The 25,218-nt window shown below is 35.7% G+C and carries 26 protein-coding genes, 2 pseudogenes and 1 riboswitch; of the genes and pseudogenes, 18 read left to right on the forward strand and 10 right to left on the reverse strand.

All coding sequences use genetic code 11. The features are described from left to right. Positions 1 to 132: 132 nt before the first annotated feature. Positions 133 to 297, reverse strand: coding sequence for a hypothetical protein (locus tag CO726_RS31770; protein ID WP_099684534.1), 165 nt, complete (start codon positions 295 to 297; stop codon positions 133 to 135). A gap of 281 nt (positions 298 to 578) precedes the next feature. Here CO726_RS31770 and CO726_RS13145 point away from each other — a divergent pair, with 281 nt between their 5' ends. The 3 genes from CO726_RS13145 to CO726_RS13155 are packed head-to-tail and all read left to right on the forward strand — an operon-like array spanning position 579 to position 2,782. Beyond that, on the forward strand, positions 579 to 1,112 hold the full coding sequence (locus CO726_RS13145; RefSeq protein ID WP_099684535.1) for a sigma-70 family RNA polymerase sigma factor: 534 nt from the start codon (positions 579 to 581) through the stop codon (positions 1,110 to 1,112). A gap of 4 nt (positions 1,113 to 1,116) precedes the next feature. Further along, positions 1,117 to 1,524, forward strand: a complete 408-nt coding sequence (locus CO726_RS13150) for a PadR family transcriptional regulator (RefSeq protein ID WP_099684536.1) — start codon at positions 1,117 to 1,119, stop codon at positions 1,522 to 1,524. Between the two features lie 7 nt (positions 1,525 to 1,531). Further along, complete coding sequence (locus tag CO726_RS13155) at positions 1,532 to 2,782, forward strand: FtsW/RodA/SpoVE family cell cycle protein (RefSeq protein WP_099684537.1); 1,251 nt, start codon at positions 1,532 to 1,534, stop codon at positions 2,780 to 2,782. Positions 2,783 to 2,839: 57 nt separating this feature from the next. Here the strand turns inward: CO726_RS13155 and CO726_RS32430 are convergent. Together CO726_RS32430 and helD are read right to left on the reverse strand one after the other, a co-directional pair. Next, positions 2,840 to 3,243, reverse strand: a pseudogene (locus CO726_RS32430) (MarR family winged helix-turn-helix transcriptional regulator); the annotation flags it as partial. 757 nt (positions 3,244 to 4,000) lie between these two features. Continuing rightward, positions 4,001 to 6,331, reverse strand: coding sequence for an RNA polymerase recycling motor HelD (helD, locus tag CO726_RS13170; RefSeq protein WP_099684539.1), 2,331 nt, complete (start codon positions 6,329 to 6,331; stop codon positions 4,001 to 4,003). 279 nt (positions 6,332 to 6,610) lie between these two features. Between helD and CO726_RS13175 the strand changes: the two genes are divergently transcribed. Then, positions 6,611 to 6,856 carry a cytoplasmic protein gene (locus tag CO726_RS13175; protein ID WP_099684540.1) on the forward strand — a complete coding sequence of 82 codons (246 nt, stop codon included), beginning with the start codon at positions 6,611 to 6,613 and terminating at the stop codon, positions 6,854 to 6,856. Positions 6,857 to 7,075: 219 nt separating this feature from the next. Here the strand turns inward: CO726_RS13175 and prsA are convergent, their stop codons facing one another. Together prsA and CO726_RS13190 are read right to left on the reverse strand one after the other, a co-directional pair. After that, on the reverse strand, positions 7,076 to 7,945 hold the full coding sequence (gene prsA / locus CO726_RS13180) for a peptidylprolyl isomerase PrsA (protein ID WP_099684541.1): 870 nt from the start codon (positions 7,943 to 7,945) through the stop codon (positions 7,076 to 7,078). A 424-nt stretch (positions 7,946 to 8,369) separates the two neighbouring features. Further along, positions 8,370 to 8,564 (reverse strand): hypothetical protein, encoded by a 195-nt coding sequence (locus CO726_RS13190; protein WP_000172690.1) that lies wholly within the window; start codon positions 8,562 to 8,564, stop codon positions 8,370 to 8,372. Between the two features lie 118 nt (positions 8,565 to 8,682). Between CO726_RS13190 and CO726_RS13195 the strand changes: the two genes are divergently transcribed. Beyond that, positions 8,683 to 9,021, forward strand: coding sequence for a DUF1878 family protein (locus CO726_RS13195; RefSeq protein WP_099684542.1), 339 nt, complete (start codon positions 8,683 to 8,685; stop codon positions 9,019 to 9,021). A 1-nt stretch (position 9,022) separates the two neighbouring features. Here CO726_RS13195 and CO726_RS13200 read toward each other — a convergent pair whose 3' ends face one another. The 3 genes from CO726_RS13200 to CO726_RS13210 form a co-directional block, all read right to left on the reverse strand. Beyond that, positions 9,023 to 9,580: an HTH-type transcriptional regulator Hpr gene (locus CO726_RS13200; RefSeq protein ID WP_000834918.1), complete on the reverse strand. Its 558-nt coding sequence runs from the start codon at positions 9,578 to 9,580 to the stop codon at positions 9,023 to 9,025. Positions 9,581 to 9,878: 298 nt separating this feature from the next. Next, entirely contained in the window at positions 9,879 to 10,241 is a 363-nt protein-coding gene (locus CO726_RS13205) for a YtxH domain-containing protein (protein ID WP_098760664.1), read from the reverse strand. A 185-nt stretch (positions 10,242 to 10,426) separates the two neighbouring features. Then, entirely contained in the window at positions 10,427 to 10,861 is a 435-nt protein-coding gene (locus CO726_RS13210; protein ID WP_001016840.1) for an HIT family protein, read from the reverse strand. Between the two features lie 558 nt (positions 10,862 to 11,419). Here CO726_RS13210 and ecsA point away from each other — a divergent pair. From ecsA to CO726_RS13245, 6 genes are all read left to right on the forward strand, one after another. Beyond that, positions 11,420 to 12,163: an ABC transporter ATP-binding protein EcsA gene (gene ecsA / locus CO726_RS13220; RefSeq protein ID WP_065704661.1), complete on the forward strand. Its 744-nt coding sequence runs from the start codon at positions 11,420 to 11,422 to the stop codon at positions 12,161 to 12,163. Then, positions 12,156 to 13,367: an ABC transporter permease EcsB gene (gene ecsB, locus CO726_RS13225; RefSeq protein WP_099684543.1), complete on the forward strand. Its 1,212-nt coding sequence runs from the start codon at positions 12,156 to 12,158 to the stop codon at positions 13,365 to 13,367. The genes ecsA and ecsB overlap by 8 nt, the downstream gene beginning before the upstream one ends. 13 nt (positions 13,368 to 13,380) lie before the next feature. Beyond that, positions 13,381 to 14,088, forward strand: a complete 708-nt coding sequence (gene ecsC / locus CO726_RS13230; protein ID WP_099684544.1) for an ecs operon protein EcsC — start codon at positions 13,381 to 13,383, stop codon at positions 14,086 to 14,088. Positions 14,089 to 14,216: 128 nt separating this feature from the next. Beyond that, complete coding sequence (locus tag CO726_RS13235; protein WP_099684545.1) at positions 14,217 to 14,942, forward strand: (Fe-S)-binding protein; 726 nt, start codon at positions 14,217 to 14,219, stop codon at positions 14,940 to 14,942. A gap of 15 nt (positions 14,943 to 14,957) precedes the next feature. Further along, positions 14,958 to 16,388, forward strand: a complete 1,431-nt coding sequence (locus CO726_RS13240; RefSeq protein ID WP_099684546.1) for a LutB/LldF family L-lactate oxidation iron-sulfur protein — start codon at positions 14,958 to 14,960, stop codon at positions 16,386 to 16,388. Next, positions 16,369 to 17,070 carry a LutC/YkgG family protein gene (locus CO726_RS13245; protein WP_099684547.1) on the forward strand — a complete coding sequence of 234 codons (702 nt, stop codon included), beginning with the start codon at positions 16,369 to 16,371 and terminating at the stop codon, positions 17,068 to 17,070. The genes CO726_RS13240 and CO726_RS13245 overlap by 20 nt, the downstream gene beginning before the upstream one ends. A 488-nt stretch (positions 17,071 to 17,558) precedes the next feature. On the opposite strand, the gene CO726_RS13250 is transcribed toward CO726_RS13245, so the two are convergent. Together CO726_RS13250 and CO726_RS13255 are read right to left on the reverse strand one after the other, a co-directional pair. Then, positions 17,559 to 18,122, reverse strand: a complete 564-nt coding sequence (locus CO726_RS13250) for a DUF2812 domain-containing protein (protein WP_169513034.1) — start codon at positions 18,120 to 18,122, stop codon at positions 17,559 to 17,561. A gap of 4 nt (positions 18,123 to 18,126) precedes the next feature. After that, positions 18,127 to 18,441, reverse strand: coding sequence for a PadR family transcriptional regulator (locus tag CO726_RS13255; RefSeq protein ID WP_169513035.1), 315 nt, complete (start codon positions 18,439 to 18,441; stop codon positions 18,127 to 18,129). A gap of 242 nt (positions 18,442 to 18,683) precedes the next feature. Between CO726_RS13255 and CO726_RS13260 the strand changes: the two genes are divergently transcribed. The 7 genes and pseudogenes from CO726_RS13260 to CO726_RS13290 all read left to right on the forward strand — a co-directional run. Next, the gene (locus CO726_RS13260) at positions 18,684 to 19,235 is read left to right on the forward strand and encodes a TetR/AcrR family transcriptional regulator (RefSeq protein WP_099684550.1); all 552 of its coding nucleotides are present in this window, start codon (positions 18,684 to 18,686) and stop codon (positions 19,233 to 19,235) included. A gap of 2 nt (positions 19,236 to 19,237) precedes the next feature. Beyond that, entirely contained in the window at positions 19,238 to 19,405 is a 168-nt protein-coding gene (locus CO726_RS31775) for a hypothetical protein (RefSeq protein ID WP_000783806.1), read from the forward strand. 79 nt (positions 19,406 to 19,484) lie between these two features. Beyond that, positions 19,485 to 19,961 (forward strand): PH domain-containing protein, encoded by a 477-nt coding sequence (locus CO726_RS13270; protein ID WP_000371356.1) that lies wholly within the window; start codon positions 19,485 to 19,487, stop codon positions 19,959 to 19,961. After that, positions 19,954 to 21,405, forward strand: coding sequence for a PH domain-containing protein (locus tag CO726_RS13275; protein ID WP_099684551.1), 1,452 nt, complete (start codon positions 19,954 to 19,956; stop codon positions 21,403 to 21,405). The genes CO726_RS13270 and CO726_RS13275 overlap by 8 nt, the downstream gene beginning before the upstream one ends. A gap of 22 nt (positions 21,406 to 21,427) precedes the next feature. After that, positions 21,428 to 21,556 (forward strand): annotated as a pseudogene (locus CO726_RS13280) (CPCC family cysteine-rich protein); the annotation flags it as partial. Positions 21,557 to 21,944: 388 nt separating this feature from the next. Beyond that, on the forward strand, positions 21,945 to 22,490 hold the full coding sequence (locus CO726_RS13285) for a TetR/AcrR family transcriptional regulator (protein WP_098761689.1): 546 nt from the start codon (positions 21,945 to 21,947) through the stop codon (positions 22,488 to 22,490). A 162-nt stretch (positions 22,491 to 22,652) separates the two neighbouring features. Then, positions 22,653 to 22,745: riboswitch (cyclic di-GMP riboswitch) on the forward strand. 59 nt (positions 22,746 to 22,804) lie between these two features. Then, the coding region (locus CO726_RS13290; protein WP_136699607.1) for a SpaA isopeptide-forming pilin-related protein at positions 22,805 to 25,218 on the forward strand (2,414 nt) is incomplete at its 3' end.

Raw genomic sequence — 25,218 nt, forward strand, 5'->3', positions numbered from 1 at the left:
GTTACAATGATGATAGAGTATATAGTATGAATTTTGCATAAAATAAAGAAGACAGAAGTCTGAGAAACTTCTGCCTTGTGTAACCTAACTTGCTATTGTGGTGGTAGTAGGTGCGGTTATAAGACAATTACATTAACGTTTTAGCCGAGAACCGCCCTTACCTTTTCCACGAAGCAGGGTGGTTCTCGCTTTTTTGTATACAGAAATTAGCCACGGACCGACGTATCTTCTACCGATGACAACGCCAGCTCCGGTTAGGATACCGTACACTAATTTAGTTACAAACATCGCGATCATTTTATCACCTCCCCCTTTTTTCAAAATGGAAGAGATGATTACCACACCTACTAGTTATAGCGCTATTAAGTTACGTATTAATTGTATTATGTTTTAAAATAGGGAACAAGGCGTATGGATGAAAATTCCTGTCTTCAAGCAGAGCGTTAGTGCGTGGGGACAATAAGCAAATAAACATTCATAAAAAACGGTATGGGCATTGCCAGCCGTATTTTTTTTTATGATTTTATAAAACTTTTCCATACAGTGCGTCGTCTAATATATGGGAAGGAGGAAATGATGTGGATGAATTAACGGTAGAAGCGTTTGAAATAGAAGATAAGGAACTCCTTATCGATGAAATAATGAACAAGTATGGACAAGAAGTCCTGCAGCTTGTGTATTCATATGTAAATAATAAAGAGGTTGCGGAAGATGTAACGCAAGATATATTTGTGAAATGCTATAAATCTCTTCATACATACAAAGGGAAGTCGAATGTGAAAACGTGGTTATGGAGAATTGCGATTAATCAATGTAAGGACTATATAAAAAGTTGGTATAACAAAAAGGTGATTGTGACAGAGGATGAATTTGCTTATATGGGGGTTCAAAATAATAGTGTCGAACAAACTGTTATTCAAAATGCGGAGGACCGTGAGTTGGCTTCTGCGGTAATGAATTTACCGATAAAATATCGAGAAGTCATTTATCTATTTTATTATGAAGAGTTATCAATTAAAGAGATTGCTATGGTAATAGAAGTGAAGGAAAACACGATAAAAACAAGGCTGAAAAAAGCGAAGGAGCTTTTGAAGAAAGGATTGGAGGAATAATCAAATGGAAGATCGATTAAAAGGCTTGCGAAAATCAATGGAGAATACAACGTTTAAACATTTGAGTTTTTCTGATCAACATCGAAAGCAGGTGCGCGAAAAAATCAAGCAATCGTCCGAAAGGGAAGAAGATATCCTTTTAGCAGTGTTACAACTTCTTATGAATGAAAAAACAGGTTATGAATTGATGCAGTTACTACGAGGAAGAGGGATTCAAAAATTCGAAGGTAATGAAGGGTCTCTATACACTTTATTACATCGTCTAGAACAGAATCGCTTTATCCAATCTAGCTGGGATCACGCGGGAGCTAAATATTATCAATTAAATGATAAAGGAAATAAGATGCTGCGAAAGGCAGAGAAGAATTCTACAAAGGCACGATTTATATTAAAAGGCTTAGTACAGGAGTGAGAAAAAATTGAACAAAAAAGGGGAGCGTTTTTTAAAAGAAGTTACGAACCATATTAAATCAAAAGAAGCGAAGGGCCTGGTAGCGGCGGAACTAGACTTTCACTTGAAACAGGCGAAGAATATGTGGATAGAGAAAGGCTTAAGCGAGGAAGTTGCTGAAGATAAGGCTGTTGAACAAATGGGAAGTCCGGTCAAACTTGGCCGGGAACTTAACAAACTACATAAGCCAAAGGTTGATTGGTTCTTAATTGGTTTATTAGTGGCTGCGATGGGGTTAGGGTTTTTGCCGGTTATAGCCTTTGGATATATGAATGATTTACTACTAAATAAAGTGATTTTTGTAATTCTCGGCATTGCAACAGCTATTGGAATGATGCTGCTTGATTACCGGAAGCTAGAAAGAATCGGGTGGCTGTTTTATACAACCGGAGTACTTATCTTGTTAATGATAAAGTGTTTTCCTACTGCTTTTTTGACTGGAGAGCCATTAATAAAAATTGGTTCTATCACAATTGACTGTCTAATGACAATACCATTCTTCCTTCTAGCCTGGGCTTCTTTTTTCAATAACAGTAGATTAAAGTTTATACATCTTCTCATGTTGTATTTATTTTCTTTATATTTATTTCTAACTACATCAACTCTTTTACCGCTGTTCATCTATATCACGATGGTATTTGTTATGCTTTGGTGGAGTAAGTTAGGAAAGAAAACGGCATGGCTCATTACAATGTTACCAATTTGTTTCTTTATTATTAGGGATTTACTTTCCTGGTCTGCCGTAAAAGAATACCGGATAGCTAGAATTTTAGGGTTTTTAAACCCAGAGCATGATCAATGGTATTTACGTTTAAAAGAGGCAATGGCATCAGCAGGTTGGTTTGGTACATATGGAAATATAAAGTCTATCCCTGCTACTCATACTGATTTTGTATTTGCAAGTTTGACTTACTATTATGGATATGTGCTTGCGTTAGTTCTTGTCTTGATTCTTTCTCTTTTTGCAGTAAGAATAATGACCATATCTTATAAAATAGACGATCGATATGGTAAATTGCTGCTCGTTGGTGGAGTAACTCTTTTTGTATTCCATTTCATTTATAATGTGGGCATGATTTTAGGATTATTACCACGTGTTTCTATATCATTACCTTTTATTAGTTATGGATTAGTACCAACTCTGTTTCACGCATTTATAATGGGTATTGTGCTAAGTGTATATAGGCGTAAAGATATTCCAGCGAGAAAGTCAGCTTAAAAAATAAACCACCCGTTCCCTATATTCTTTAGGGGATAGGTGGTTTTATTTGCGAACTTAACAATTTTTTTCATTTTCAACTTCTCCGCATGAATCTAGAATTTGCTTATCTTTTATTAATTGTAATAGAAGTTCCAAAAACTGTTCATGTTGCTCTAATGTGAGGTTCTTTAGAATATTGTCTGCGACCTTGTCCTAGAAAGTGAGTGCCGCATTCTTCATATTGGATTGCGCGCATTCAGTAAGTTGAATTAATGTAGCTCGACGGTCGGTTGGATCTGGTATATGAATTAGAAGTTTCTCTTGTTCGAATGCATCAACAAAATCGGTAACTGTACGCGCTTTGCCTCCTAATTTAGTGGTTAATGCATTAGGCTGTTTTCAGAAAAGGTGGATAGCACGCGTAGCCTAGGCCCCGTTGGACGATAAGGTGTGTTAAGGGATAACAATTGAAATTGAAAGAGCTATTATTGGATCTTAGTGCATGCAAGTATCCAATGTTTACTCTAATAACAATTTTATTGACGATAATAATGATGACGATGTTCTCCACAATGACGTTACTGCCATTTTTATTTCAAGTCTAGATGATAAATAAATTTTGATATATAGTTATATAACTTATTTTGTATAAATTATCATTAGAGATATGCATAATTGCATTATTTTTAGTGTTAAAATCAATATATTAAACTTATATAATATATAAAGTTACTAGTTAGGAGGGATTATTTGAAACAGAATAGCAAGATTTTATATTGTTTTATCCTTATATTCATTATTCAAACATTGATAGTAGGGAATATGACTTTTTTTGAAGTTGAAAAATTATCTATAAAAAAATTAATATTATTTACTTTTTGTGTATTAGGATTAGTGATTTCTATAATTATTCTTTTATATAGAAAATTTAAGAAGTGTAAATAATATAGAGCAAGTAATCTTATTTACACTTTAATACGATTTTAAATATATACGTTTAATATTTATGGGGAGGTTCTTGGGCGAACGCATCTGTTGGTGCCGGCACAGGAGCATCTGTTGCTGTAGCGGCAGTCGGTGGATGCCTTGGATATGATGGGGAATTTATGAGTTTATAGGAATTATAGTGACAATTATAAAAGTGTATCAGGATGGGAGGGGAGAGGTGATAGCAACTCTTCTTCTTTAATTTTAAAGGTGTAAATCCTGCACAAAAAAGAAACACCTTGATTGTTATCAAGGTGTAATAAGCTCAAAACTCTCCGAATCAGCCCCAAGTATAAAAGGACTAACTTCGCCAACGCTATAAAGTTGTAATTCATGCATCGCGCGTGTACAAGCAGTGTAGAATAATCGACGAACGCTCTCATCACTGTACACATCTTTAGAAGCATCGTAAATAATAACAGCGTCAAATTCGATACCTTTCGCTAAGTAAGCAGGAATCACGACAATGCCTTGCTCATACTCGGCAGAGTTACTCTTCACGAGTTTAATATTCTCGATAGGACTAATTGCTTCGTAAGCAGCGGCACTTTCAGCTGCAGATTTACATATAATTGCGATCGTATTGTGCTGTTGTTTTTGTAGTTCAGCAATTTTGGCAGTAATATGTTCGTGTAGTTCGCTGTCATTTGATACTTTCGTGACTGTAGGTTTCTCGCCGTCACGTTCAAAGGCGTGAATGTTCTTTCCTTCCGGTACGAGAGCACGTGTAAATTCAATGATCGGTTTTGTTGAGCGATAGCTACGAGTTAAGTTAATGCCGTTCGTTTCATCTGGCCCGTATAAGCTAGTGAGCGTATTGAAATTCACTGTTTCACTCGCATGGGCAAATATCGCTTGGTTAAAGTCCCCGAGTACCGTCATTCTTGCAGCAGGGAAGAGGCGTTTTAAAAACTCGAATTGAAACGGCGAATAATCTTGCGCTTCATCTACGAGTACGTGTTTAATCGATCTGTTCGTTTGGAAGCCTTCAATTAATTCTTTTAAAAGTAAAAATGGAGTCGCATCCTCGTAATATAGCTTTCCTTCATCAAGCATGTTTACTGTTAATGAGCAAATGTCATCCCACTCTTTCGGTTTTTCCCCAGGAACCCATGATGCATCTGTGAAGAGCTGTTTATATATGCCTGTGAAATTGATGAAACGCAATGTTTGAACGCCTTTACGAAGTGGCTTCATTTTTTTACGGACAATCATACGCCCAAGTACTCTTGTTTCTTTCTCAAAGTCTTGAAAGGAGTTGTCGTCAAACTCGCCTTTTTTCTGTAAATATTTATAAGCCTTTTGGTATTCATCTTTACTAAGTAATTCAATTTCCTCTTCTACCCAAGGCTTTTTCAGTTCTGCTTTTTCAAGTGCATCTATTTGTTTATTTAGCCAATCCGTTAACTTTTCAATTCTATTATTGAAACGAAGGGAGGAGTCTGTATTGTAAAATTGCTCTGTAATTTCTTTAGCTGAGGCGATTAGTTTCCCTCTAAATTTCATTCCTCTAAATAGCATACCTGAAGATTCAAGAGATTGTCTGTACGCTCTAATCATCTCGAAAAATTGAGTAGATGCTTTAAATCGGATGCTCGCATTTCTCGTTTTATAGGTAGGGCTATTCGTTTCAGTTAACATATATTCCAATTGCTCATAAGGGTCTTCAACATCAAATGACTTACTTAGTCTATGATTTAAATACTCTTGGAATGTAACTTGCTGCATATTTTCTTCACCAAGTTCAGGTAGTACGTTAGAAACGTAGCTATTGAACATAGAGTTAGGGGAGAAGAGAATAATTTGATCCGCTTTTAGCCATTCGCGATATTTATATAGTAAGTAGGCGATTCGCTGAAGGGCAGCAGATGTTTTACCACTACCAGCAGCTCCTTGAACGATAAGGAGGCGGCCTTCATCGTGACGGATAATTTCATTTTGCTCACGCTGAATCGTAGCGACGATACTTTGCATATGTTTGTTCGTACCTTTTCCGAGTGCTTGTTGCAAGATTTCATCGCCAATTGTAAGGCTCGTATCGAACATAGAATCAATCTCGCCATTTTGAATAATGTATTGTAATTTTTTCTCCACATTACCGTGGATTACGCCTCCTGGTGTACTGTACTCAGCTGGTCCTGGTGGATAATCGTAGTATACACTCGAAATAGGTGCGCGCCAGTCATATATAAGAAAGTTTTCTCCGCTAGCATCCGTAAGTGTAGCAACACCGATATAAATTTGATCCGCAGCAGATTCTCCTTCTTCTTTGAAATCAATTCGCCCAAAGTAAGGTGCTTTATGCATGCGTCTTAATGCGGCAAGTCGATTAAAGGTGTGCTTATGGGTAATTTGTGTGACAGCTAGTGACTGGGCTTGTTGTCTTAAGTTGATAACTGTTTCAAGATAATCATCAAAAGTATCAGTATTCACTTTCACGTCATCCCAAAAGTGTTTACGAATATTGATTACTTCTGCCCGGCGTCTGCCAGTTTCGTTTTCCAGTTTATCAATTTGCTGCGTAATCGTTTCGATTACGGTATCCAATCGTTTTTGCTCTTGATCAAGTTTTTTGTTCATACGGTAGCACTCCTTTAAAAGTGAAAAATAGAGGTTGACTGAAGATGTTTTTTGGTGTAAAATTAAGATAAGGATAAATACGTTCTTTGTATTTTTATAAACGTGTTTCTGTACTAATTTAACATACTTTTTTCATTTAATCAATGATAATAAGATAAACCTTGGTTCTGCGTGGCGTGGATCAAGGTTTTTTTGTGTTTTTCTTTAAGGAAGAATTGCAATTTTATTGAGGAGAATGTAAGTAAAGCAAAGAAGAAAATCAGGAATAGGGGGATACTGATGCGAAAATATTTTGAGGAAGCGCATCGTTTTTGTTCTCGTAATAGAAAGCAATTAGAAAAGGATGTTATATGTGGTTGTTTCTATTGTTTAGAAATTTTTCATCCAGAAAAAATTACAGAGTGGTGGGATGATGATAACACAGCAGTTTGTCCGCATTGCGGGATTGACTCTATTATAGGAGAAAATTCTGGATTTAAAATTACAGAAATGTTTTTAAGTGAAATGCATAAAAGATGGTTTTAGTTAAATGAATAACAAAATCAACTTTTGTTGACGAAGATTATGTAAATATATATAAGTAACTAAGATTTTACATTATCCATAAAACGAAAAAGACGTTATCTTTTCTGTAGAATCGGGAAGCAATTGTATAATTTCATTTACCGGGTCTGCACGTAATGTATCATGAGAAGAGAGCATACAAAAAAAGCTCGGGCCTAGGCCCAAGCTTCTTTCACTTCATTATTTCTTTTCGTCTTTTTTATCGTCAGCTTTTTTCTCTTCGAAAAGATCTTTCAAATCTTTATCGTCAACTTTTACGTCAGCTTTTTTGATTTCTTTCATCATAAGATCGTTCATGAATTCGCCGTCTTGTGCTTTCTTCTGAACGATTTCTTTTTTGATGTCAGCTTTTGATTGTTCAAATGATTTTTCTGGCTCTTTAATGTCTGTAACTTTAATGATGTGGTAACCGAATTGTGATTTTACAGGCTCGCTTACTTCATCTTTTTTCAGTTTATAAGCAGCATCTTCGAATTCTTTAACCATTTTGCCAGGTCCGAAGAATCCTAAGTCTCCACCTTTTTCTTTTGAACCAGTATCTTCAGAGTATTGTTTCGCTAACTCTTCGAAAGATTTACCTTGTCCAAGTTCTTCTTTAACCTTTTTCGCAGTAGCTTCATCTTTTACAAGAATGTGGCTTGCTTTAATTTCAGGTTTGTAGTTATCTTTTAATTCTTTATCAGTGATTGTTTTCTCGATAGCTTTTTCTTGAGCTAATTGAGCACGCACACCAGTTTTTAACGTTTCTTCTTTAATACCTTGTTGTTTTAATAGTGTATCGAATTGATCACCGTATTGTTTTTTCATTTCATCGAACTTTTTGTCTACTTCTTTGTCTTCAACTTTGTAGTTTTTAATAAGTACTTTTTCCATAACCATGTTGTTTAATACTTGTTTACCAGCTTGTGTCTTCATTTGAGTGTAGAACTCTTCTTTCGTAATGTCACCAGCTTTAGATGTAACGATTTTGTCTGATGATGATGATGATGTTCCACATGCTGATAATGCGATTACACTTGTTGCGGCTAAGGCAAGCATAGCTTTCTTCATTCGATAAACACTCCTACTATTATGTATTTTTAATTTATCCTACACCAATGAATTTTAGTTCATAAGAGCCCGATTAAGTCTCACTGATACTTTTGCTTTTTATATTGGTAAAGCGCGCTTAACAGGGCTTACCGAGGCTGAGGATAAAGTTAAGATGCGTGTCATTTATTTCATAGTATAAGCAATATGTACAAAATTTAATATATCATATTTCGACTCGATTTCATATTGATAAAGAAAAATTAACCAGTGTGTGTCAGATTTTGAAGGTGTTCCATATTGGGCGTATGCCGCATATACAGAATAGAGGAGGGGATGGGGATGAATTCTCAACTTATTTTATTGCTTGTACTGTTTATTTTATTGGTTATAGTAGGTATAATTTGCTTATAGAGGAAAAAAGTGAGGAAGGGGCTTTCCTTCCTCACTTTCCATGAAATATAATTTCTATATAACTAGAAATTAATAAAATTGTTATACATACATTAATAACCCGAAAGACACCGGGTTGGCGGCTCGCAGCTATTTGTTTTCGTTCACACAGTGTATGTGTCATGAAATTCGTGTAAAATATAACAAGAAGTGCGAATGCGACAAAAACAACTGTTATAAGTGTCATGAGGCGAGACCTCCTTTTGGCTAAAATACATATACTTTATATATTGTATCATACGATATTTTGTTCGTGTTATAAAATTCAGAAATAGAAGACCTTGTGTTAGAAAGTGAGGGAGAAAATGGACGTTGTTAGAAGATTAGAACAAGCTGAATACTACGTAGACCTACTGTTTAAAATGATTGATGAAGAAAAGTGTCCATTTTATTCTTTGGTCATCAAGAAAAAAGCTCGTAAAAAAGATATCGAACGTATACTAAAACTTTGTGAAATACTGAACGAGCAATATGTAGTGGAGAAAGCAGAGGGGCTTCTTTTGTTCGATGCACTGTTAGATCAATTTGAAAAAGCGCTTCCACATCAGCTCGAAGTATACGAAACTGCGGAAGCGCTAGAAAAACAAGGTTTATTTAAGCCGCTTATGAATGAATTCTTAAGCATGATTGCAAAAAATAAATAGATTATTTCTTAACTAACTTCTGATCAGATTCTGTAAAGTTCTCTTCAATATCTTCTAATGATTTCTCAAAAATATCGATGAAGTCTTGTCCGTAAATGTTACGCAAGATAGCGATAAGTTCGATATTTTCTGGGAACTTCCCATAAAAATTACGAAGTGCAAGAGCCCCATTAAACACTGAATTATTTTCAGGATCATACTCCTCCATTAAGCGAAGTAGTAATTCTTCCCCTTTGTCTGTAATTTCAATGTACGTATTTCGTTTATCATCTTCTTTTTTCGAGAATACAAGATAGCCGCGTTCTTCCAGCTTTTTCGAGAAGTTAAACGCCGTTGATACGTGCATAACTCCAAACTTAGCAATCTCAGAAATAGAAGCCCCTTTTAAATGATAAGCGATTGTTAAAATATGATGCTCATTAATGTTTAAATCGTAAGGCTTAATCCACATTTGCCAATCTTTCTCTACACATTTCCATAACGCTTTCGATAATTGAGCAATGCGTTGGCTGAAAATCATCGCTTCTTTTACCGAGTAATCTTTTTCTCCACTTTTCATTTACTCACCCACTTTAACATTCTTTTTCATTACTATCTATTATGCCAGTAAAATAAAAATTAATAAAGTCTTTTTGTGAGAATTGTGAAAATTTTTCGGAAAAATGACATTCTATACAAATCATGCATAACTATTGAAGCGTTTTATGAGTCGTGAATACATGTGTTGTCCATACATGTTAAGTGATAACATATATTGTAAATGCATAAAAACACGGCATATCTATGTGATATGCCGTGTTAAGGTCAATTTATATAAAAAATATTTGTTATATGCAAAAAACTAAGCAGGAATTTGTTTACGCTTTTTCCGGAACAGCTTCTTGTAGTTTCTCAATTGATTTTTGAATGTCCAAAATCTCTTGCTCAATATGTCGTTTGTTTTGAGAAATATCTTGCTTCCAGTTAGAAAGCGTATCGTGCATATCGTTTTTTAATTCTTGAAACACTTCTTTACCTTCTGAAGCAGTTTCAACGATTTGACGTTTTAATAATTTTGTATCAGCTGTAATATCAGCTAAAGTCTTTTTAATATCATTTCCTTTTTCTTTTAACTTACCGCGCATGTCTTTGCCAGAAGAAGGAGTAGAGAAAAGAACGGCTAGTCCAGCAACTGCTCCGCCGCAAATGACACCTGTAATAAAGGATTTAGCTTTTGACATAAAAGGAGACCTCCTTATTTTTTGTTCGTATTCATGATGTGAAAAAATATGCATATCTTTAAGACGAGGGAAAGAAAAGTGTGCGGTGCACATTCCCCGGCATCTTGAGTGGAGAAACAAGCCGTGCAATATTTAATCACTTTAGGAAAGTGGCTTGTTATGTATTACTTCTTATTATAGTGTCACTATTTCACACTATTTGCAATTGTACTTGCGATGTTTTGTAAATTTTCCATTGTATATTCATTTTGATGTGATTTCCAAACAGCACCGAAACCATCGTTTTCACCGTAGCGTGGAATTAAATGAAGGTGGAAGTGGAACACAGTTTGTCCAGCTTTCTCGCCGTTATTGTTAAGTAGGTTAAAGCCAACTGGATTAAACTCTGCTTTAATCGCATTTGCGATTTTCGGAACGACAGAAAAAATGTGTGATGCGATTTCTGGCGTTAACGCAAAAATGTCTTGTTTGTGAACTTTTGGAATAACAAGAGTATGCCCTTTTGTTACTTGACTAATATCTAAAAATGCAAGCACATGTTCATCTTCGTATACTTTTGAGCAAGGGATTTGCCCGTCAATAATTTTACAAAAAATACAATTGTCTGCTGTATGATTCATTGATCTCATCCTTTCAAATAGCCTTAGCCGTATTTTATCATAATTACATAAGAGAACAAACACGAAAAACAGGAAGCTGACTCAGCTTCCTGTTTTCTGAAGAGGGATTGAAAAAGCATTATCGTAATTTACGTTTCGCAGACACCTCATTTATTTAAGAAATGCACGGTAAATCGGCTAAAGTTTCTGCCGTAGACACCCCATTTTCAAGTGAAATGAATTGCAATCTTTCATAAAAGGAAATTGTTTATTTTTAAAACAGTATATGCTCTTTCAGAGACACCCCGTTTCTAAAATGAAACAAATGATCTGGTTATGTGTAAATTTCTTTGTCCAATATGGACACCCCATTTCATGATGACTTCACTATGTTGTTGTACTCATCAATTGGTGGTCGCTTTTTCAATGTGTTCCTTCTTCACTAATTATGATGTCCGCTTTCGGGAAAATATATGCTACAAATTTTAATTTTTTTTTAAGACATCGATACTATGTAGTATAGCGCCATTTTTGGTAAGATGAATATAGAATGAATACTAATGAAGAAAGTGGTGTCGTATGAACGAGTTATTGCGTGTAGAAAATGTTACAGGAGGATATACGAAACGACCTGTACTAAAAGATGTTTCGTTCTCTGTTAATAAAGGCGAACTTGTCGGCTTAATCGGTTTAAATGGAGCGGGTAAAAGTACGACGATTAAACATATTATCGGTTTAATGGAACCGAAAAAAGGAACTGTCACAATTAATGGGAAAACAATTCGTGATGATATGACAGCGTACCGTTCTAGTTTTTCGTTCATCCCAGAAACACCAGTATTATATGACGAGCTAACGCTAGAAGAACATTTGAAGTTAACAGCGATGGCGTACGGTGTCGATGAAAAACAATATGAAGAACGTGTAGGACAACTATTACAAGAATTTCGTATGAAAAATCGTTTGAAATGGTTTCCGTCTCATTTCTCAAAAGGGATGAAACAAAAAGTCATGATTATGAGTGCGTTTCTAGTGGAACCATCTCTTTACATTGTGGACGAACCTTTCGTTGGGCTCGATCCGTTAGCGATTCAATCACTTCTCCAAATGATGGATCAAATGAAAAAGAGCGGTGCAGGTATTTTAATGAGTACACATATTTTAGCGACGGCAGAGCGTTATTGTGATTCGTTCATTATTCTGCATCAAGGCGAAGTGAGAGCGAAGGGGACATTATCTGAACTGCAATCACAGTTTAATATGCCAGGTGCAACGTTAGATGATATTTATATTGCATTAACGAAGGAAGAAGATTATGAATAGCACAGCATTATGGAAAGAACGATTTCGTCACTTTCTAAAAGAAGTTCGTACATATAGTAAATACGTATTTAATGATCATTTGAAATTTATTTTCGTATTCATCATCGGCGCAGGAGCGTATTATTACCAGCAATGGTTACAAACGTTAACACCTTCGTTTCAGGCGGCCCTCGTTATGGCAGTGTTACTTGGACTCGTATTAACGGCCGGATCAATTCAAACGTTATTAAAAGAAGCAGATCTCGTTTACTTACTACCAGTGGAAGAAAAGTTAAAACCTTATTTCACAAAGGCATTTCTCTTTACGTTTATGATTCAGTTATACATAATCGCCATCGTAGCGGCAGCGCTTGCCCCGTTATACTTCCAGCAAATGAAGCAAACAGGAGCGGTTTACATATGGATTGTACTCGCGTTTGTCATTGTAAAAGCGTGGAACTTATTTGTCGCATGGGAGAAATCATTTTTAACAGACCAAAATATACAAAGAGCCGATTGGTTCATTCGTTTTATTTTAAACGGCTTATTTGTGTACTTCCTTGTAGAGCGTACGTCCGTTATGTTTATTGGTGGAATCGTCCTTCTTATGGTGTTATACCTTGCGATCATGCATCAAATGGTGAAGGGAAAGCCGCTAAACTGGGAGTATTTAATTTCTGAAGAAGGTAAGAAGATGATGCTGCTGTACCGCATCGCGAATATGTTCGTTGATGTACCAGCATTAAAAGAGAGAGTATCCCGCAAGAAATGGCTCGACTTCATTCTTTCGATGATCGGTGAAAAGCGTACATATTTATACTTATATACGAGAACGTTTTTACGATCTGGTAACTATTTCGGTTTATATGTGCGCTTGCTCGCTCTTGGCGGAATTATTCTTTACTTCATTCCGTTTTTATATGGACGATTTATCGTAAGTCTTATTTTCTTATACTTAATCGGTTATCAGCTATTAACTTTATGGAAGCATCACCGTATGAAAATTTGGCTTGATTTGTACCCAGTAGGCGGAGAAGAGAAGAAGAAAGATTTTCTTACTTTACTAAATGCAATTCTCATTATCGGTAGCATTGTATTTACAGTTATATTCGCCCTTGCGACGAAAGATTTCATGATGACGGGAATTTTATTAGTCGTAAGCATAGTATTTAGTATCGGTTTCGTTTATCAATACGGGGCGAAACGTATTGAGCGTTTAAATTGAAGGGAATGAACCTATGATTACATACGAAGAGAAGGTTATAAAAGAATTGGAGCAGTGGAAAGCTACATTCATGAAAGATTCTTCTATGATGACACGGTTCTCAAAGAAAGTGCAGACGAAAGTACAACAGCTTATTCCGGCGAAAGTGCAAAAAGTATTAACAGAAACGATTCGGATGATGGTGCAGACGATTAGTGCCGGATCAAACTTTATAAAGCCGAAATTAAAAGAGACGAACTGGTCATTGCAAAGAAGAGACGATGAAGTGCGTAAAAAAATGGATGAGTACAAAAAAATAGCAGCGGCAGAAGGGGCTGGGACGGGAGCAGGTGGTATTCTCCTTGGCCTTGCTGATTTTCCGCTTTTACTCGGAATAAAAATTAAATTTTTATTCGATGCAGCAACATTGTACGGATTTGATACGAGCAACAAAGAAGAGCGTCTTTTTATCCTTCACGTCTTTCAGCTTGCCTTTTCAAGTGACGACCACCGAAAAGAAATATGGAAAGCAATTGAAACATGGGATACAGAAAAAGAAAATCATATGGACTGGGAAAAGTTCCAAACAGAGTACCGAGACTATATCGATTTAGCCAAAATGCTTCAGCTCGTACCAATAATCGGTGCCCCAGTCGGCGCATATGCGAACTATCAATTACTGCAAAGACTCGGAGAAGTGACGATGAATTGTTATCGTATGCGATTGCTGAATAAGAATTAAAAAGAAAGCACCCTAAATGTGTAATTTAGGGTGCTTTTTGTTATTTTCATTCATATTTTCCATATTTTTGAAGATAATATACAAATAGAGTTACTTGAGCTTACTTTACTGTATTTAGGGGTGCAAATATGAAAGTATCAATATTTATCACTTGTGTGGCAGATGTTTTTTATCCAGAAGTCGGAAGAGATGTTGTCGAAATTCTTGAAGATTTAGGGTGTGAAGTTGATTTTCCGAAAAGCCAAACTTGCTGCGGACAACCTGCCTATAATAGCGGGTATGTGAAAGAAACAAAAACAGCTGCAAAACATATGATTGAAGTCTTTGCTAGTTCAGAATATGTTGTGGCACCATCGGGTTCGTGCGCGATGATGGTTCATGAGTTTTCTACCTTATTTTCTGACAGTGAAGCGGAGTGGAAGAAAAAAGCGAATGAGCTTGCGAATAAGACGTATGAATTTACACAATTTCTCGTTGAAGTATTAGGGAAAGAAGACTTAGGTGCGAAGCTTCATAAAAAAGCTACGGTTCATACATCTTGTCATATGAGCCGATTAATGGGAATTAAAGAACCACCGCAAAAATTATTAAAATGTGTCAAAGGACTGGAAGTAGTTTCGCTGCCGCACAATTATGATTGCTGCGGATTTGGAGGGACATTTTCAGTGAAAATGCCAGAAATCTCTGAACAAATGGTCGATGAAAAAGTAAAGCATATTATGGAAACCGGTGCAGAAGTGTTAATTGGGATGGATTGTAGCTGCTTAATGAATATAAAAGGACGTTTAACACGCAATGGCTATCCAATTGATGTAAAACATATTGCTCAAGTATTAAATGAAGATCGAAAATAAGAGGGGGATATAAAGATGGGAATGAGAATTGGGAACGATCCCTTTCATAAGCGTACTGCAACCGGCATTGGCGATCAATTTATGCGGCAGGCTGTTAGGAAAGCACAAGATGGTCTTAGGGGCAAGAAATTAAAAGCGACTGAGAGTCTTGGGAATTGGGAAGAATGGCGAGCTTTAGGAGAAGAAATTCGAAAGCATACATTAGAAAATCTTGATTATTATTTATATGAGCTAAGTGAAAATATTGAGAAAAATGGTGGTTTTGTTTATTTTGCACAGACGGCAGAAGACGCAAGGGAATATGTAAAAGAGATTGTAAAAAAGAAAAACGCGAAAAAAGTTGTGAAATCAAAATCGATGGTAACAGAAGAGATTAGTTTAAATGAGGCGATTGAAGAAGCAGGAGCGGAAGTGTTAGAAACAGATCTTGCTGAATTTATTCTACAAGTGAACGACCATGATCCGCCGTCACATATTGTTGTTCCGTGTCTTCACAAAGATAAAGAACACATTTGTGAAATATTTAAAACAAAGTTAAATTACACTGGAACATCTGATCCTACGGAAATGGCGAGGTTTGTAAGAGGCTATTTACGTGATGATTTCTTTGCTGCGGATATAGGAGTGACTGGATGTAACTTTGCGGTTGCAGAGTCCGGGTCAATTTCTATCGTAGCAAACGAAGGAAATGCAAGGCTTACTACGACACTTCCGAAAACGCTAATTACAGTTATGGGGATGGAGCGTATTGTTCCGACATGGGAAGAGCTTGATGTTTTAGTAACACTTCTATGCCGAAGTTCTGTAGGACAAAAGTTAACAAGTTATATTACAGGGTTAACTGAGCCTGGCGGAACAGATGGACCTGAGGAATTTCATTTAGTCATTGTGGATAATGGTCGTTCCGATATTGTAGGAACAGAATTCCAAAGTGTCCTGCAGTGTATTCGCTGCGCAGCATGTATTAATGTTTGTCCTGTATACAGGCATATTGGTGGACATGCATATGGCTCCATTTATCCAGGACCAATTGGAGCTGTGTTAACACCGCTTTTAGGAGGATATGATGAATATAAGGATTTACCTTATGCATCTAGCCTTTGTGGTGCTTGTACAGAAGCGTGTCCAGTGAAAATTCCGTTACACGACTTATTAATTAAACATCGCAGCCACATTGTAGAAGAAAAACGATCACCTGTAGCTTGGAACGCGGCTATGAAAGGTTTCGAAAAAGTAGTGAAGAGTCCTAGTTTATTTTCTTTTGCGGCGAAGAGCGCTCCGTATGCATTAAAACCTCTTGCGAAAGGTGATAAAATCGAGCGTGGCATTGGGCCGTTAAAAGCTTGGACGGATGCGAGAGATTTTCCGGTTCCGAAAAAACAACCGTTTCGAAAGTGGTTTGAAAAACACGTAAAGGAGAACGATGATGGCCATCCAAAATCGTGAAGAATTTTTACTCCAATTATCAGAAAAGCTTGGTAGAAAACGTCCTGAAGCAGTGGAAAAACCGAAATGGTCTTTTGCCCCGCAGTGGACTGTTTTTGACGGACTCGCGCAAGACGAACTTGTATTACAGTTAATAGAGCACTGCGAAGTCATTCATACAGAAGTAAAGCGAACAACGAAAGAAAATCTTGTGGAAACATTGGGGTCTATAATAAAAGAATGGAATATTAAATCCGCTATGTATGCGAATGATGAGCGCTTTCATGAGTACGGCTTTACTTCACTTTTCAACAATGAAGGCACAACACATTTTCGTGCTTGGGGATCGGATCATAAAGAAGAGGACATAGCATTTGCGAAAGCTGCTGACCTTGGCATTACGTTCAGCGATATGACGCTGGCAGAATCAGGAACCGTTGTGCTATTTAATGATGGGTTAAAAGGAAGGCATGTTAGTCTTCTTCCGGAGTCATATATTGCAATCGTTCCTAAAAGTACGATCGTACCAAGATTAACCCAAGCTACAAAACTAATACATGATCAAAATACATCAGGAAAAAAACTGCCCGCTTGTGTAAATTTCGTTTCTGGTCCATCAAATAGCGCAGATATTGAAATGAACCTTGTCGTAGGTGTACATGGGCCAATCAGAACAGCATATATCATTGTGGATGATCAATAATGCCGTTTGCGGCAGAGCGCTGAGGCATACGAGTTGGAAATATAGATGAAACACACACAGTAACATGTATAAGAATATTGAAAATAGAAAGCGCTGACTGTTAAATATAACTAGGGCTTTCTATTTTGAGTGCCCAGCTAAGTTCGAAAGAAACATGGTCGTATCAAGGATTTGATGAAGATAACACACATACACACCCATGAAAGAAAACAACATAAAATAATAGAATTTAGAAAAATAGTTCTCCACCTAACCCTTTTTGGTTAGGTGGAGAACTATTTTTTTCATGTTTTGACCAGCTGAGGTGAGTAAGCTTGCATTTGGACAGACTTTCTCCTCCGAAACCGAGCGTATCAATAGCCATGTTATCAATTTGAGCTTGTAGACGTGCTAAAAGGTTCTGTTTTATTTATTTTTTTAAATGTTTATATAAAATAGTCGATTACCCAGATGATTAGCTATGGAACATAGAAGAATGAAATGTCATATTATTTTTCTGTAAGAGATTTATAAATTTTTTTATGCTTGAAATAATCTAGAGTAACTTTCACACCTGTGACAAATGAGAGTAATCCTACAGCTAAAAAAGAACTACGGTTATAAATATTATATAAGAAAGATAAAGCGATGCATCCTACAAAACAAGTCAATATATAGCAAAGTAGCACAGACATTTTTTGTTTTTCACGTGCTCCATAAGACTCTATATCTGAAAAAATATCTATATCAGTATTTTGATTTTCAGTATAACAAATATGTTTTGAATACCACTTACTTTTTGAAAGCATTGTCCATCCTGCATCTTCAAAAATATTTTTAAATTCTTGAAAATCTTCTTTTTTATTAAAGTTTCGAAAATCTATTTTGTAAATAAGTTTTTTTTGGTCAGTATGTTGCAGAGATTCGAACACATATTGGCAGGGACCCACCTCCTCTGAATCATAACTGATAAGTAGCCATCCATCATTTAACATGCTTTGTAGCCATTGTTCCTCTTCAGTAAAATTATTAAATTTTTTTTTGATTTTTTTTCTGCTATTACTTTTAAACATATACTTACTTCCTCTCATCCATGATTTTCTTCGTAAAATCTACCATAGTTTGAAACCTATTAAATTCTATATGTATTGCTTTTTTTCCCTTATCAGTAATACAATAGGTCTTTTTTTTACGACTATCGGTTTCCTGTTGGAAAGTTTCAATTAACTTTTGTTTTTGTAAATTGTTTAAAACACCATAAAGAGTTCCTGGTGCAATAATAAAGGTCCCGTTACTAACATTTTCTATGCCTTTAATAATTCCGTAGCCATGCAAAGGTTCATGATATAGGGCTAATAAAACTAAATAGGTAGACTCAGATAAAGGGTTCAAAATTCTCACCTCGTAAATATATTGACACTCGATATATCGTTACCCATAATATAAAACACAATATATCGAGTGTCAATATATTCTGGAAAAGTAAGGAATATTAATAAATTAAGATTTAATAAGGGGGAAATTACCTTCAATCCCCAAAAATTGAAAATAAAACATGTTTATTTTACAATTTACTTACCAACCGGTAAGTAAAGAAGTGAGGTACAGTAAAGAATTTACAAACATCGCAGAACATTGTAGAGGTATCATTTAAACTCATGGTAGAGCACGGTATTGAGAAGATGGGCCTTTCCATGATTGCGAAAGAGGTAGGTATTTCAAAACCGGCTATTTACTATCATTTTTCTTCTAAAGAAGCGTTAGTTGATTTTTTATTTGAAGAAATTTTTTCTGGGTATCATTTCGTGAGTTATTTTGATAAACAGCAATATACGAAAGAAAATTTTGCAGAAAAGTTAATCGCAGATGGTTTACATATGCTCTCTGAGTATGAAGGCAAAGAAGGAATATTACGCGTTATAAATGAATTTATCGTAACTGCGGCGCGAAATGAAAAGTATCAGAAACGTTTATTTGAAATACAAGAAGATTTCTTAAATGGTTTCCACGATTTATTGAAGAAAGGTGTGGAACTGGGCGTCGTGTCACAACATGCAACGGAAGAGAATGCTCATACGTTAGCGCTCGTGATTGATAATATGAGTAATTACATGCTGATGGGATTCCAGTTAAAGTATAAAGAAATTTGGATTCAAAATGTGAAAAACGTCATGAAGGAGGAATAAAGATGAAAATGCAAAAAAACTGGTGGCTCGGTTTTCTTGGATTCATTGGGATTTATAAAATACCAGGTATGATTGAAGCTTTTCAAGCGGATGGAAGTTGGCTGAAGTTAATCGGTTTCATTTGGTTACTTTGGTTCGGATATTTTATTCCAGAGAAGAAAGAAGATTGAATTTCAATTTTCTGTAAAGTTATGTAAAATATAATTTGAGAGTATTCATATATTAGATTACTAGATTTGGAGTGGTTACATGGATCCATTGAAGAATGAAATTCACCCTGACATGGTCAAGGTGTGGAAAGTTCGTGCTGTCATTGAAGAAGGGATTGGTATTCTTGTCATTTTAGCTTACCTTTTCCTCATGATAAAGTTTGATTGGTGGGCGTGGATTTTGTATGTGATGATTGGGCTAACAGTTGCGTTCGCACCATTTTCGTACTTCTTATTCCCGAAACTACGTCAACGTTATTACAGCTACCAACTAAATGAAGAAGAACTTGAAATTCAGCATGGCCTTTTCGTCGTAAAGCGCGTATTAGTACCGATGATTCGTGTACAGCACGTTACGATTGAACAAGGACCAATTATGAGAAAATATGGCTTAGCAGAATTACACATTTCAACAGCAGCAACTTCTCACAGCATCCCAGGCTTAACGATGTATGAAGCAGAAATGTTGAAAACGAAAATCGCAGAATTAGCGAAAGTGAGTGATGAGGATGTATAAGAGGCAGCATCCGATCACAATGTTATTAGAATTAAAAATAAGAGATTTTATACCACTCATTATTTTCATGTTTAGCTTAAATGGAAAATTTCCGTTTTGGTATTTAATTCCCGCTGCATTCGGTTTACTCACCGTCTTTTCAGCGTTTGAAAAATGGTATTACACAACATATTGGGTTGAAAATAACGTATTACATGTGAAACAAGGGCTCTTTGTGAAGAAGGAGAGCTACTTAAATAAAGAACGTGTTCAAACGATTAATACAAGTTCTAACGTGTTATATCAAATGCTTGGCTTAAAGAAAATTCAAATCGAAACAGCTGGCGGAGGCGATGATGCGGAAGTTAGCTTAGCTGGTATTACAGTAGAAGAGGCAACAGAGCTTATTTCTTTGCTAAATGAGTCAACTCCAGAAGTGAAAGCGGAAGAAACGTTAGACGAAAAAGCAGAACATGTGGTAGAAAAAGAAATCGTTACAGAAGAAAAACAAGCGACAGAATATAAATTAACTTGGAAAGAAATTTTACTAGCATCTGTTACATCTGGTCAGTTTGGGCTATTATTCTCGTTAATCTTTTTCGTGTATCACCAAGTAGATGAGTACATTCCGAAATGGATCAAAAATAAAGTAGCGTCATTTGTAATGGACCACGATATATATGCGTGGATCTACATGGTAGCTATTTTGCTCGTTCTTTCTTGGATTATATCTACAATTGGTTACGCGTTAAAACATGGTAATTTCACAGTAAATCGAAGAAATGATGAAGTTCGTATTGCTCAAGGGTTACTTGAGAAAAAAGAACTTGTACTAAAATTACATCGTATTCAAGGGATTACGATAAAAGAAAGTATTTTACGCCAACCATTCGGTTATTGTGCTGTGCAGGTAGAAGTCATTCAAAGTGAGGGAATGGGCGACGAAAAAGAAAAGGTTACACTGCACCCAATCATTCGAAAAGATCGTGTGCAACAGTTACTCGCGCATTTACAACTACCATATGAACTAAATACAAACATTACTGCATTACCCAAAGCAGCATTACGCCGCTATCTCATTGATAGTTTCATAGTCTTCGCTATGCTAGCAATCCCGCTTACTGGAATCAGTATATACTTTGAAAAGTATTTCATCCTGTGGGCTTTATTACCGCTCGCGATCCTCATCTTTACAATTGGATACGCAACATTTAAAACAAATGGTTACAGTGTAGATGGAGAGCAAATTACGCTTGTATATCGTAGCGTTGGAAAATATACAGGACTTGTTAGAAGAAGACACGTCCAATCGATGGAAAAGACACAATCATATTTCCAGCGCCGTGCAAATTTATGTACGTATAAGTTCTCTAGCGCATCATCGGATTATAAATTAGAGCATACGAGAATAGAAGATGCGGAGAGAATGCAGGATTGGTATAAGAAGAAATTAAGTGGTGATTAATTGAAATGGCTCGTCTTTCGCGGAAGGCGGGGCGAATGAAGTTTCGTTAAGACAAGCGCAGAAAAATTTCATTGCGTTTGGTGCTTACGAGGAGTGTTTTGTTAAATCAGTTAGAAAACCGACTAGTGAAGATGTGAAGGATGCTAATTGATAGCAAATTTGTTAACTAGCTTTAAATAAAAATGTTATTACTCAATCTACCAAGAGTAATAACATTTTTTTATGCAATGATGAAAGAATTAACGCCGCCTTATAAGATAAAAACAATAGAGATGATAAAGTAAAAAGAAGGACTAAAACAGTAAATTTCACTAATGGATATATTAGGAATAAATATGAAAGTATAGATGTATAGTCAGCTTTGTGTATTTAATGTTATCATATTGAATGATATGGAAATTTTTAATAGAAGAAGCAACGAGCAATGTAAAGGCGATGAAGCTTTTGTTGCATAAAGAAAATAGTTATTATTACTCAGCGATATTAAAAATAAGATACGTATTTATATAAATTTAGTAGAAATGGGGCTTTAAAAAGGAATGAGTACAAGCATAACACGGCAAAAAATTTTATCTGCCGCTTCTCAAATTGTGCAATGTAAAGGGGTTGCTAAATTAACCTTAGAAGCGGTAGCAAAAGAGGCGGGGATAAGTAAAGGTGGATTGTTGTATCACTTTTCAACTAAAGAAGCTTTAATAGAGGGTATGATACTCAAGGGAACGGAGGAGTATCAAGACGCTATCCATAATAAAGTAGCGGAAGACTTAGAGAAGAAAGGAAGATGGGTACGTTCTTTTGTAGAGGAAAGATTAAGTAATGAGAGAAGTGTAGAAGAGCTGGGTAGTAGTATGATGGCAGCATTAATGCTAAAACCTGAATTACTTGAGCCGTTACAGCAATCATTTCAGCAACTGCAACATAAAATAGAGAATGATGAGATAGATTCAGTTTACGCCACAATTATTAGATTAGCGGCAGATGGACTATGGTATTCGGAAAATTTAGGGATTGGAAGACTAAGCCCCGAATTAAGAGGAAAAGTGATTCAAGCTCTTATAACTGCTTCTTATAAACAAAATATATAAACTAAAGGATAAAAACAATTCACCATCAGTTCATTTAATCTAGTGGTGAATTGTTTTTTTTATTGGAATAATAGAACAATTTTATAGAGTGTTGAAATATAACCGTCCAGACGGTATAGTAATATTTGGTTCAAGTGGAAAATGAAACGAAAAAAGAATAAAAAATATTTTTAGCACACTATTCGAAAGGATAGGCCGCAAAGCTTAGAGTCTACGGTAATACATATTGGTTACTAAGATCGTCTGGTTGCACATTTTTGATGCAACCGGACGGTCTTTTTTTATTATATAAATATAAAAAATAGGAGGGAATGATGCAAATGAAAAGTACTAAAAGGCATATTTCAATGGTTTCATTAGTTTTTCTAGTATTATTTTCAGTGCTAAATGTGTGGGCTCCAGTTATTCAAGCCGCTGTGATAAAAAATCCAGTGGACGAGATTAATATCTCCCGTACGGATGGTACAACGTCTGAACCATATCAAGCCTCAGATGGCATGAAAGTAGAAGTGAAGTGGTCAGCTAAAGAAAAAATAAAAAGTGGAGATCAATTCACAATTGATATGCCAAAAGAATTTAGAAAAGATCTTATGAATATGAAATTTCCTTTAAAAGATGCTGAAGGAAAAACAGTTGGTACATGTGAGATGAAACAGGGTCTATTGACATGTACTATGGGTGATTACGTAGAAGGAAAGAATAATATTAAAGGTTCTTTATTCGTAGAATTCTACTTTGGTCTAGAAGCATATGATGGTATAAAAAAAATCCCATTAGAGTTTAACGTTGATGGTCAAATCGTAAATAAAGAAGTAAGTGTAAACAATACGACAGAGAGACCGAAGCCACAGCCTAATACAGATAATCTATTGAAATGGGGTTCTTATAATCAGGAGGATCCTTCAATTGCAGACTGGACGGTATATGTAAATGCAACTGGAACAGAAATGCAAGATCTTAAATTAACAGACACATTGGGACCTGGGCATGAACTAATTACAGAGAGCTTAGTATTAGAAGAGGCTGTATTTGAAGATGACTATGCAGTAACAAATATTAAGCCAGCAGATTTATCTAAAATTAAAATTAATGCAGCGAAGACTGGATTTACAATTGAGTTTCCCGACAGTTCAAAAGGTTATGTTTTAAGATATAAAACAAAGATTACTAATCCTGCTGCAAAGCCGCATAAAAATACTGTGAAATTAGAAGGTAAAAATATTGTAACTGAAGAAAAAGTAGGACAAGTATTCGTAAGTGGTGGAGGAGGAACCGGTTCAGGTGACGATAATCCACCTAGCATTGAGAAAAATATAGTTGATGAGAATGGTAAGCTTGTAGAAAATCAACAGTTAACACAAATGGATCAAGCTATTCAATACCAAGTTGGTACACATATACCAAACGATCCTCCTAAATACACATCTATGGTAATTAGTGATGATTTAGAAGATGTTTTAGAAGTATTAGAGGCAAAAGTGTATGATCAAAATGGCCAAGATATTACTTCTAAAGGAACGTTAAACATAGATAAACAAAGAAGTGAGGTAACATTTACGTTTGGTAAGGATTTTGACTATAAATCATATGAAGACCAGGTAATTAATCTCAGCATTAAGGCGAAAATTAAAGCTAATGCAGACTTATCTCCTTACGTAGATAAGAAGATTCCTAATAAAGCGGAATTACATTTTGATGATAAGCAATTAACATCGAAAGAAGTAAATGTTACGCCACCTGAAGCTCCAAAAGACGGCACAGTATTGATTCATAAAATAGATGCTGAGGATTCAAACAAGGAGTTAAAAGGTGCCGAATTTGAAGTTCGAAATAATGAAAATGAAGTTGTTGCAAAACTGAAAACGGACGAAAATGGGTTTTCAGTGCCTCAAACTTTAGCTCCTGGGACGTATAAAATTTATGAAACAGTAGCGCCAGAAGGATATCAAAAATTAACAATTCCAGTAGAGGTTACACTTCAAGCTGGAGAAACAAAAACAATTGAAATCAAAAATACTTTGCAAAAGGGTCAAATTGAATTAAAGAAAGTTGATTCGGAAAATGGTGAAAAACCATTAGCAAATGCAGAGTTTGATTTAGTAAAAGACGGTGTAGTAGTTGAACATATTATTACAGATAAAGATGGTAAGGCAATTTCTAAACCGCTAGCACCAGGAAAATATATTTTAAAAGAAACGAAAGCGCCTGAAGGATACCAATTAAAAGAAACAAAGTTCGAAGTAAATGTAACAGGGGATGGCATATTCCCAATAACAGTAGAAAATGCAATGGTAGACAAAGGTAATGTAGAAGTTACAAAAGTGGACAAAGAAACCGGCGCAGTATTAGCGGGTGTTGTATTTGAAGTCCAAAATGAGAAAGGTGAAGTAGTAACGAAAGTAACAACAGATAAAGAAGGAAAAGCGAACGTTTCAGATCTATCAGTAGGAAAGTACAAATTAGTAGAGACGAAAAGCTTACCAGGTTATAAGAAACTAACAGAGCCAGTATCGTTTGAAATTACAAAAGGCATGACCAAGGTACTATCATTAAAAGTAGAAAATGAAATGATGGATACAGGGAATGTAGAGATAACAAAAATAGATAAAGATAGTAAAGCACCATTAAAAGATGTTGTATTTGAAGTACGTGATTCAAAAGGAAAAGTAGTAACGAAAGTAACAACAGATAAAGAAGGAAAAGCGAACGTTTCAGATCTATCAGTAGG

It is taken from the genome of Bacillus fungorum, assembly GCF_002746455.1.
Classification (GTDB): Bacteria; Bacillota; Bacilli; order Bacillales; family Bacillaceae_G; genus Bacillus_A; species Bacillus_A fungorum.

Coding starts and splice junctions, on each gene's coding strand:
- CO726_RS31770 (WP_099684534.1), bottom strand. CDS start 297: ATGATCGCGATGTTTGTAACTAAATTAGTGTACGGTATCCTAACCGGA.
- CO726_RS13150 (WP_099684536.1), top strand. CDS start 1,117: ATGGAAGATCGATTAAAAGGCTTGCGAAAATCAATGGAGAATACAACG.
- helD (WP_099684539.1), bottom strand. CDS start 6,331: ATGAACAAAAAACTTGATCAAGAGCAAAAACGATTGGATACCGTAATC.
- CO726_RS13175 (WP_099684540.1), top strand. CDS start 6,611: ATGCGAAAATATTTTGAGGAAGCGCATCGTTTTTGTTCTCGTAATAGA.
- prsA (WP_099684541.1), bottom strand. CDS start 7,945: ATGAAGAAAGCTATGCTTGCCTTAGCCGCAACAAGTGTAATCGCATTA.
- CO726_RS13190 (WP_000172690.1), bottom strand. CDS start 8,564: ATGACACTTATAACAGTTGTTTTTGTCGCATTCGCACTTCTTGTTATA.
- CO726_RS13195 (WP_099684542.1), top strand. CDS start 8,683: ATGGACGTTGTTAGAAGATTAGAACAAGCTGAATACTACGTAGACCTA.
- CO726_RS13200 (WP_000834918.1), bottom strand. CDS start 9,580: ATGAAAAGTGGAGAAAAAGATTACTCGGTAAAAGAAGCGATGATTTTC.
- CO726_RS13205 (WP_098760664.1), bottom strand. CDS start 10,241: ATGTCAAAAGCTAAATCCTTTATTACAGGTGTCATTTGCGGCGGAGCA.
- CO726_RS13210 (WP_001016840.1), bottom strand. CDS start 10,861: ATGAATCATACAGCAGACAATTGTATTTTTTGTAAAATTATTGACGGG.
- ecsA (WP_065704661.1), top strand. CDS start 11,420: ATGAACGAGTTATTGCGTGTAGAAAATGTTACAGGAGGATATACGAAA.
- ecsB (WP_099684543.1), top strand. CDS start 12,156: ATGAATAGCACAGCATTATGGAAAGAACGATTTCGTCACTTTCTAAAA.
- ecsC (WP_099684544.1), top strand. CDS start 13,381: ATGATTACATACGAAGAGAAGGTTATAAAAGAATTGGAGCAGTGGAAA.
- CO726_RS13235 (WP_099684545.1), top strand. CDS start 14,217: ATGAAAGTATCAATATTTATCACTTGTGTGGCAGATGTTTTTTATCCA.
- CO726_RS13240 (WP_099684546.1), top strand. CDS start 14,958: ATGGGAATGAGAATTGGGAACGATCCCTTTCATAAGCGTACTGCAACC.
- CO726_RS13245 (WP_099684547.1), top strand. CDS start 16,369: ATGGCCATCCAAAATCGTGAAGAATTTTTACTCCAATTATCAGAAAAG.
- CO726_RS13250 (WP_169513034.1), bottom strand. CDS start 18,122: ATGTTTAAAAGTAATAGCAGAAAAAAAATCAAAAAAAAATTTAATAAT.
- CO726_RS31775 (WP_000783806.1), top strand. CDS start 19,238: ATGAAAATGCAAAAAAACTGGTGGCTCGGTTTTCTTGGATTCATTGGG.
- CO726_RS13270 (WP_000371356.1), top strand. CDS start 19,485: ATGGATCCATTGAAGAATGAAATTCACCCTGACATGGTCAAGGTGTGG.
- CO726_RS13275 (WP_099684551.1), top strand. CDS start 19,954: ATGTATAAGAGGCAGCATCCGATCACAATGTTATTAGAATTAAAAATA.
- CO726_RS13285 (WP_098761689.1), top strand. CDS start 21,945: ATGAGTACAAGCATAACACGGCAAAAAATTTTATCTGCCGCTTCTCAA.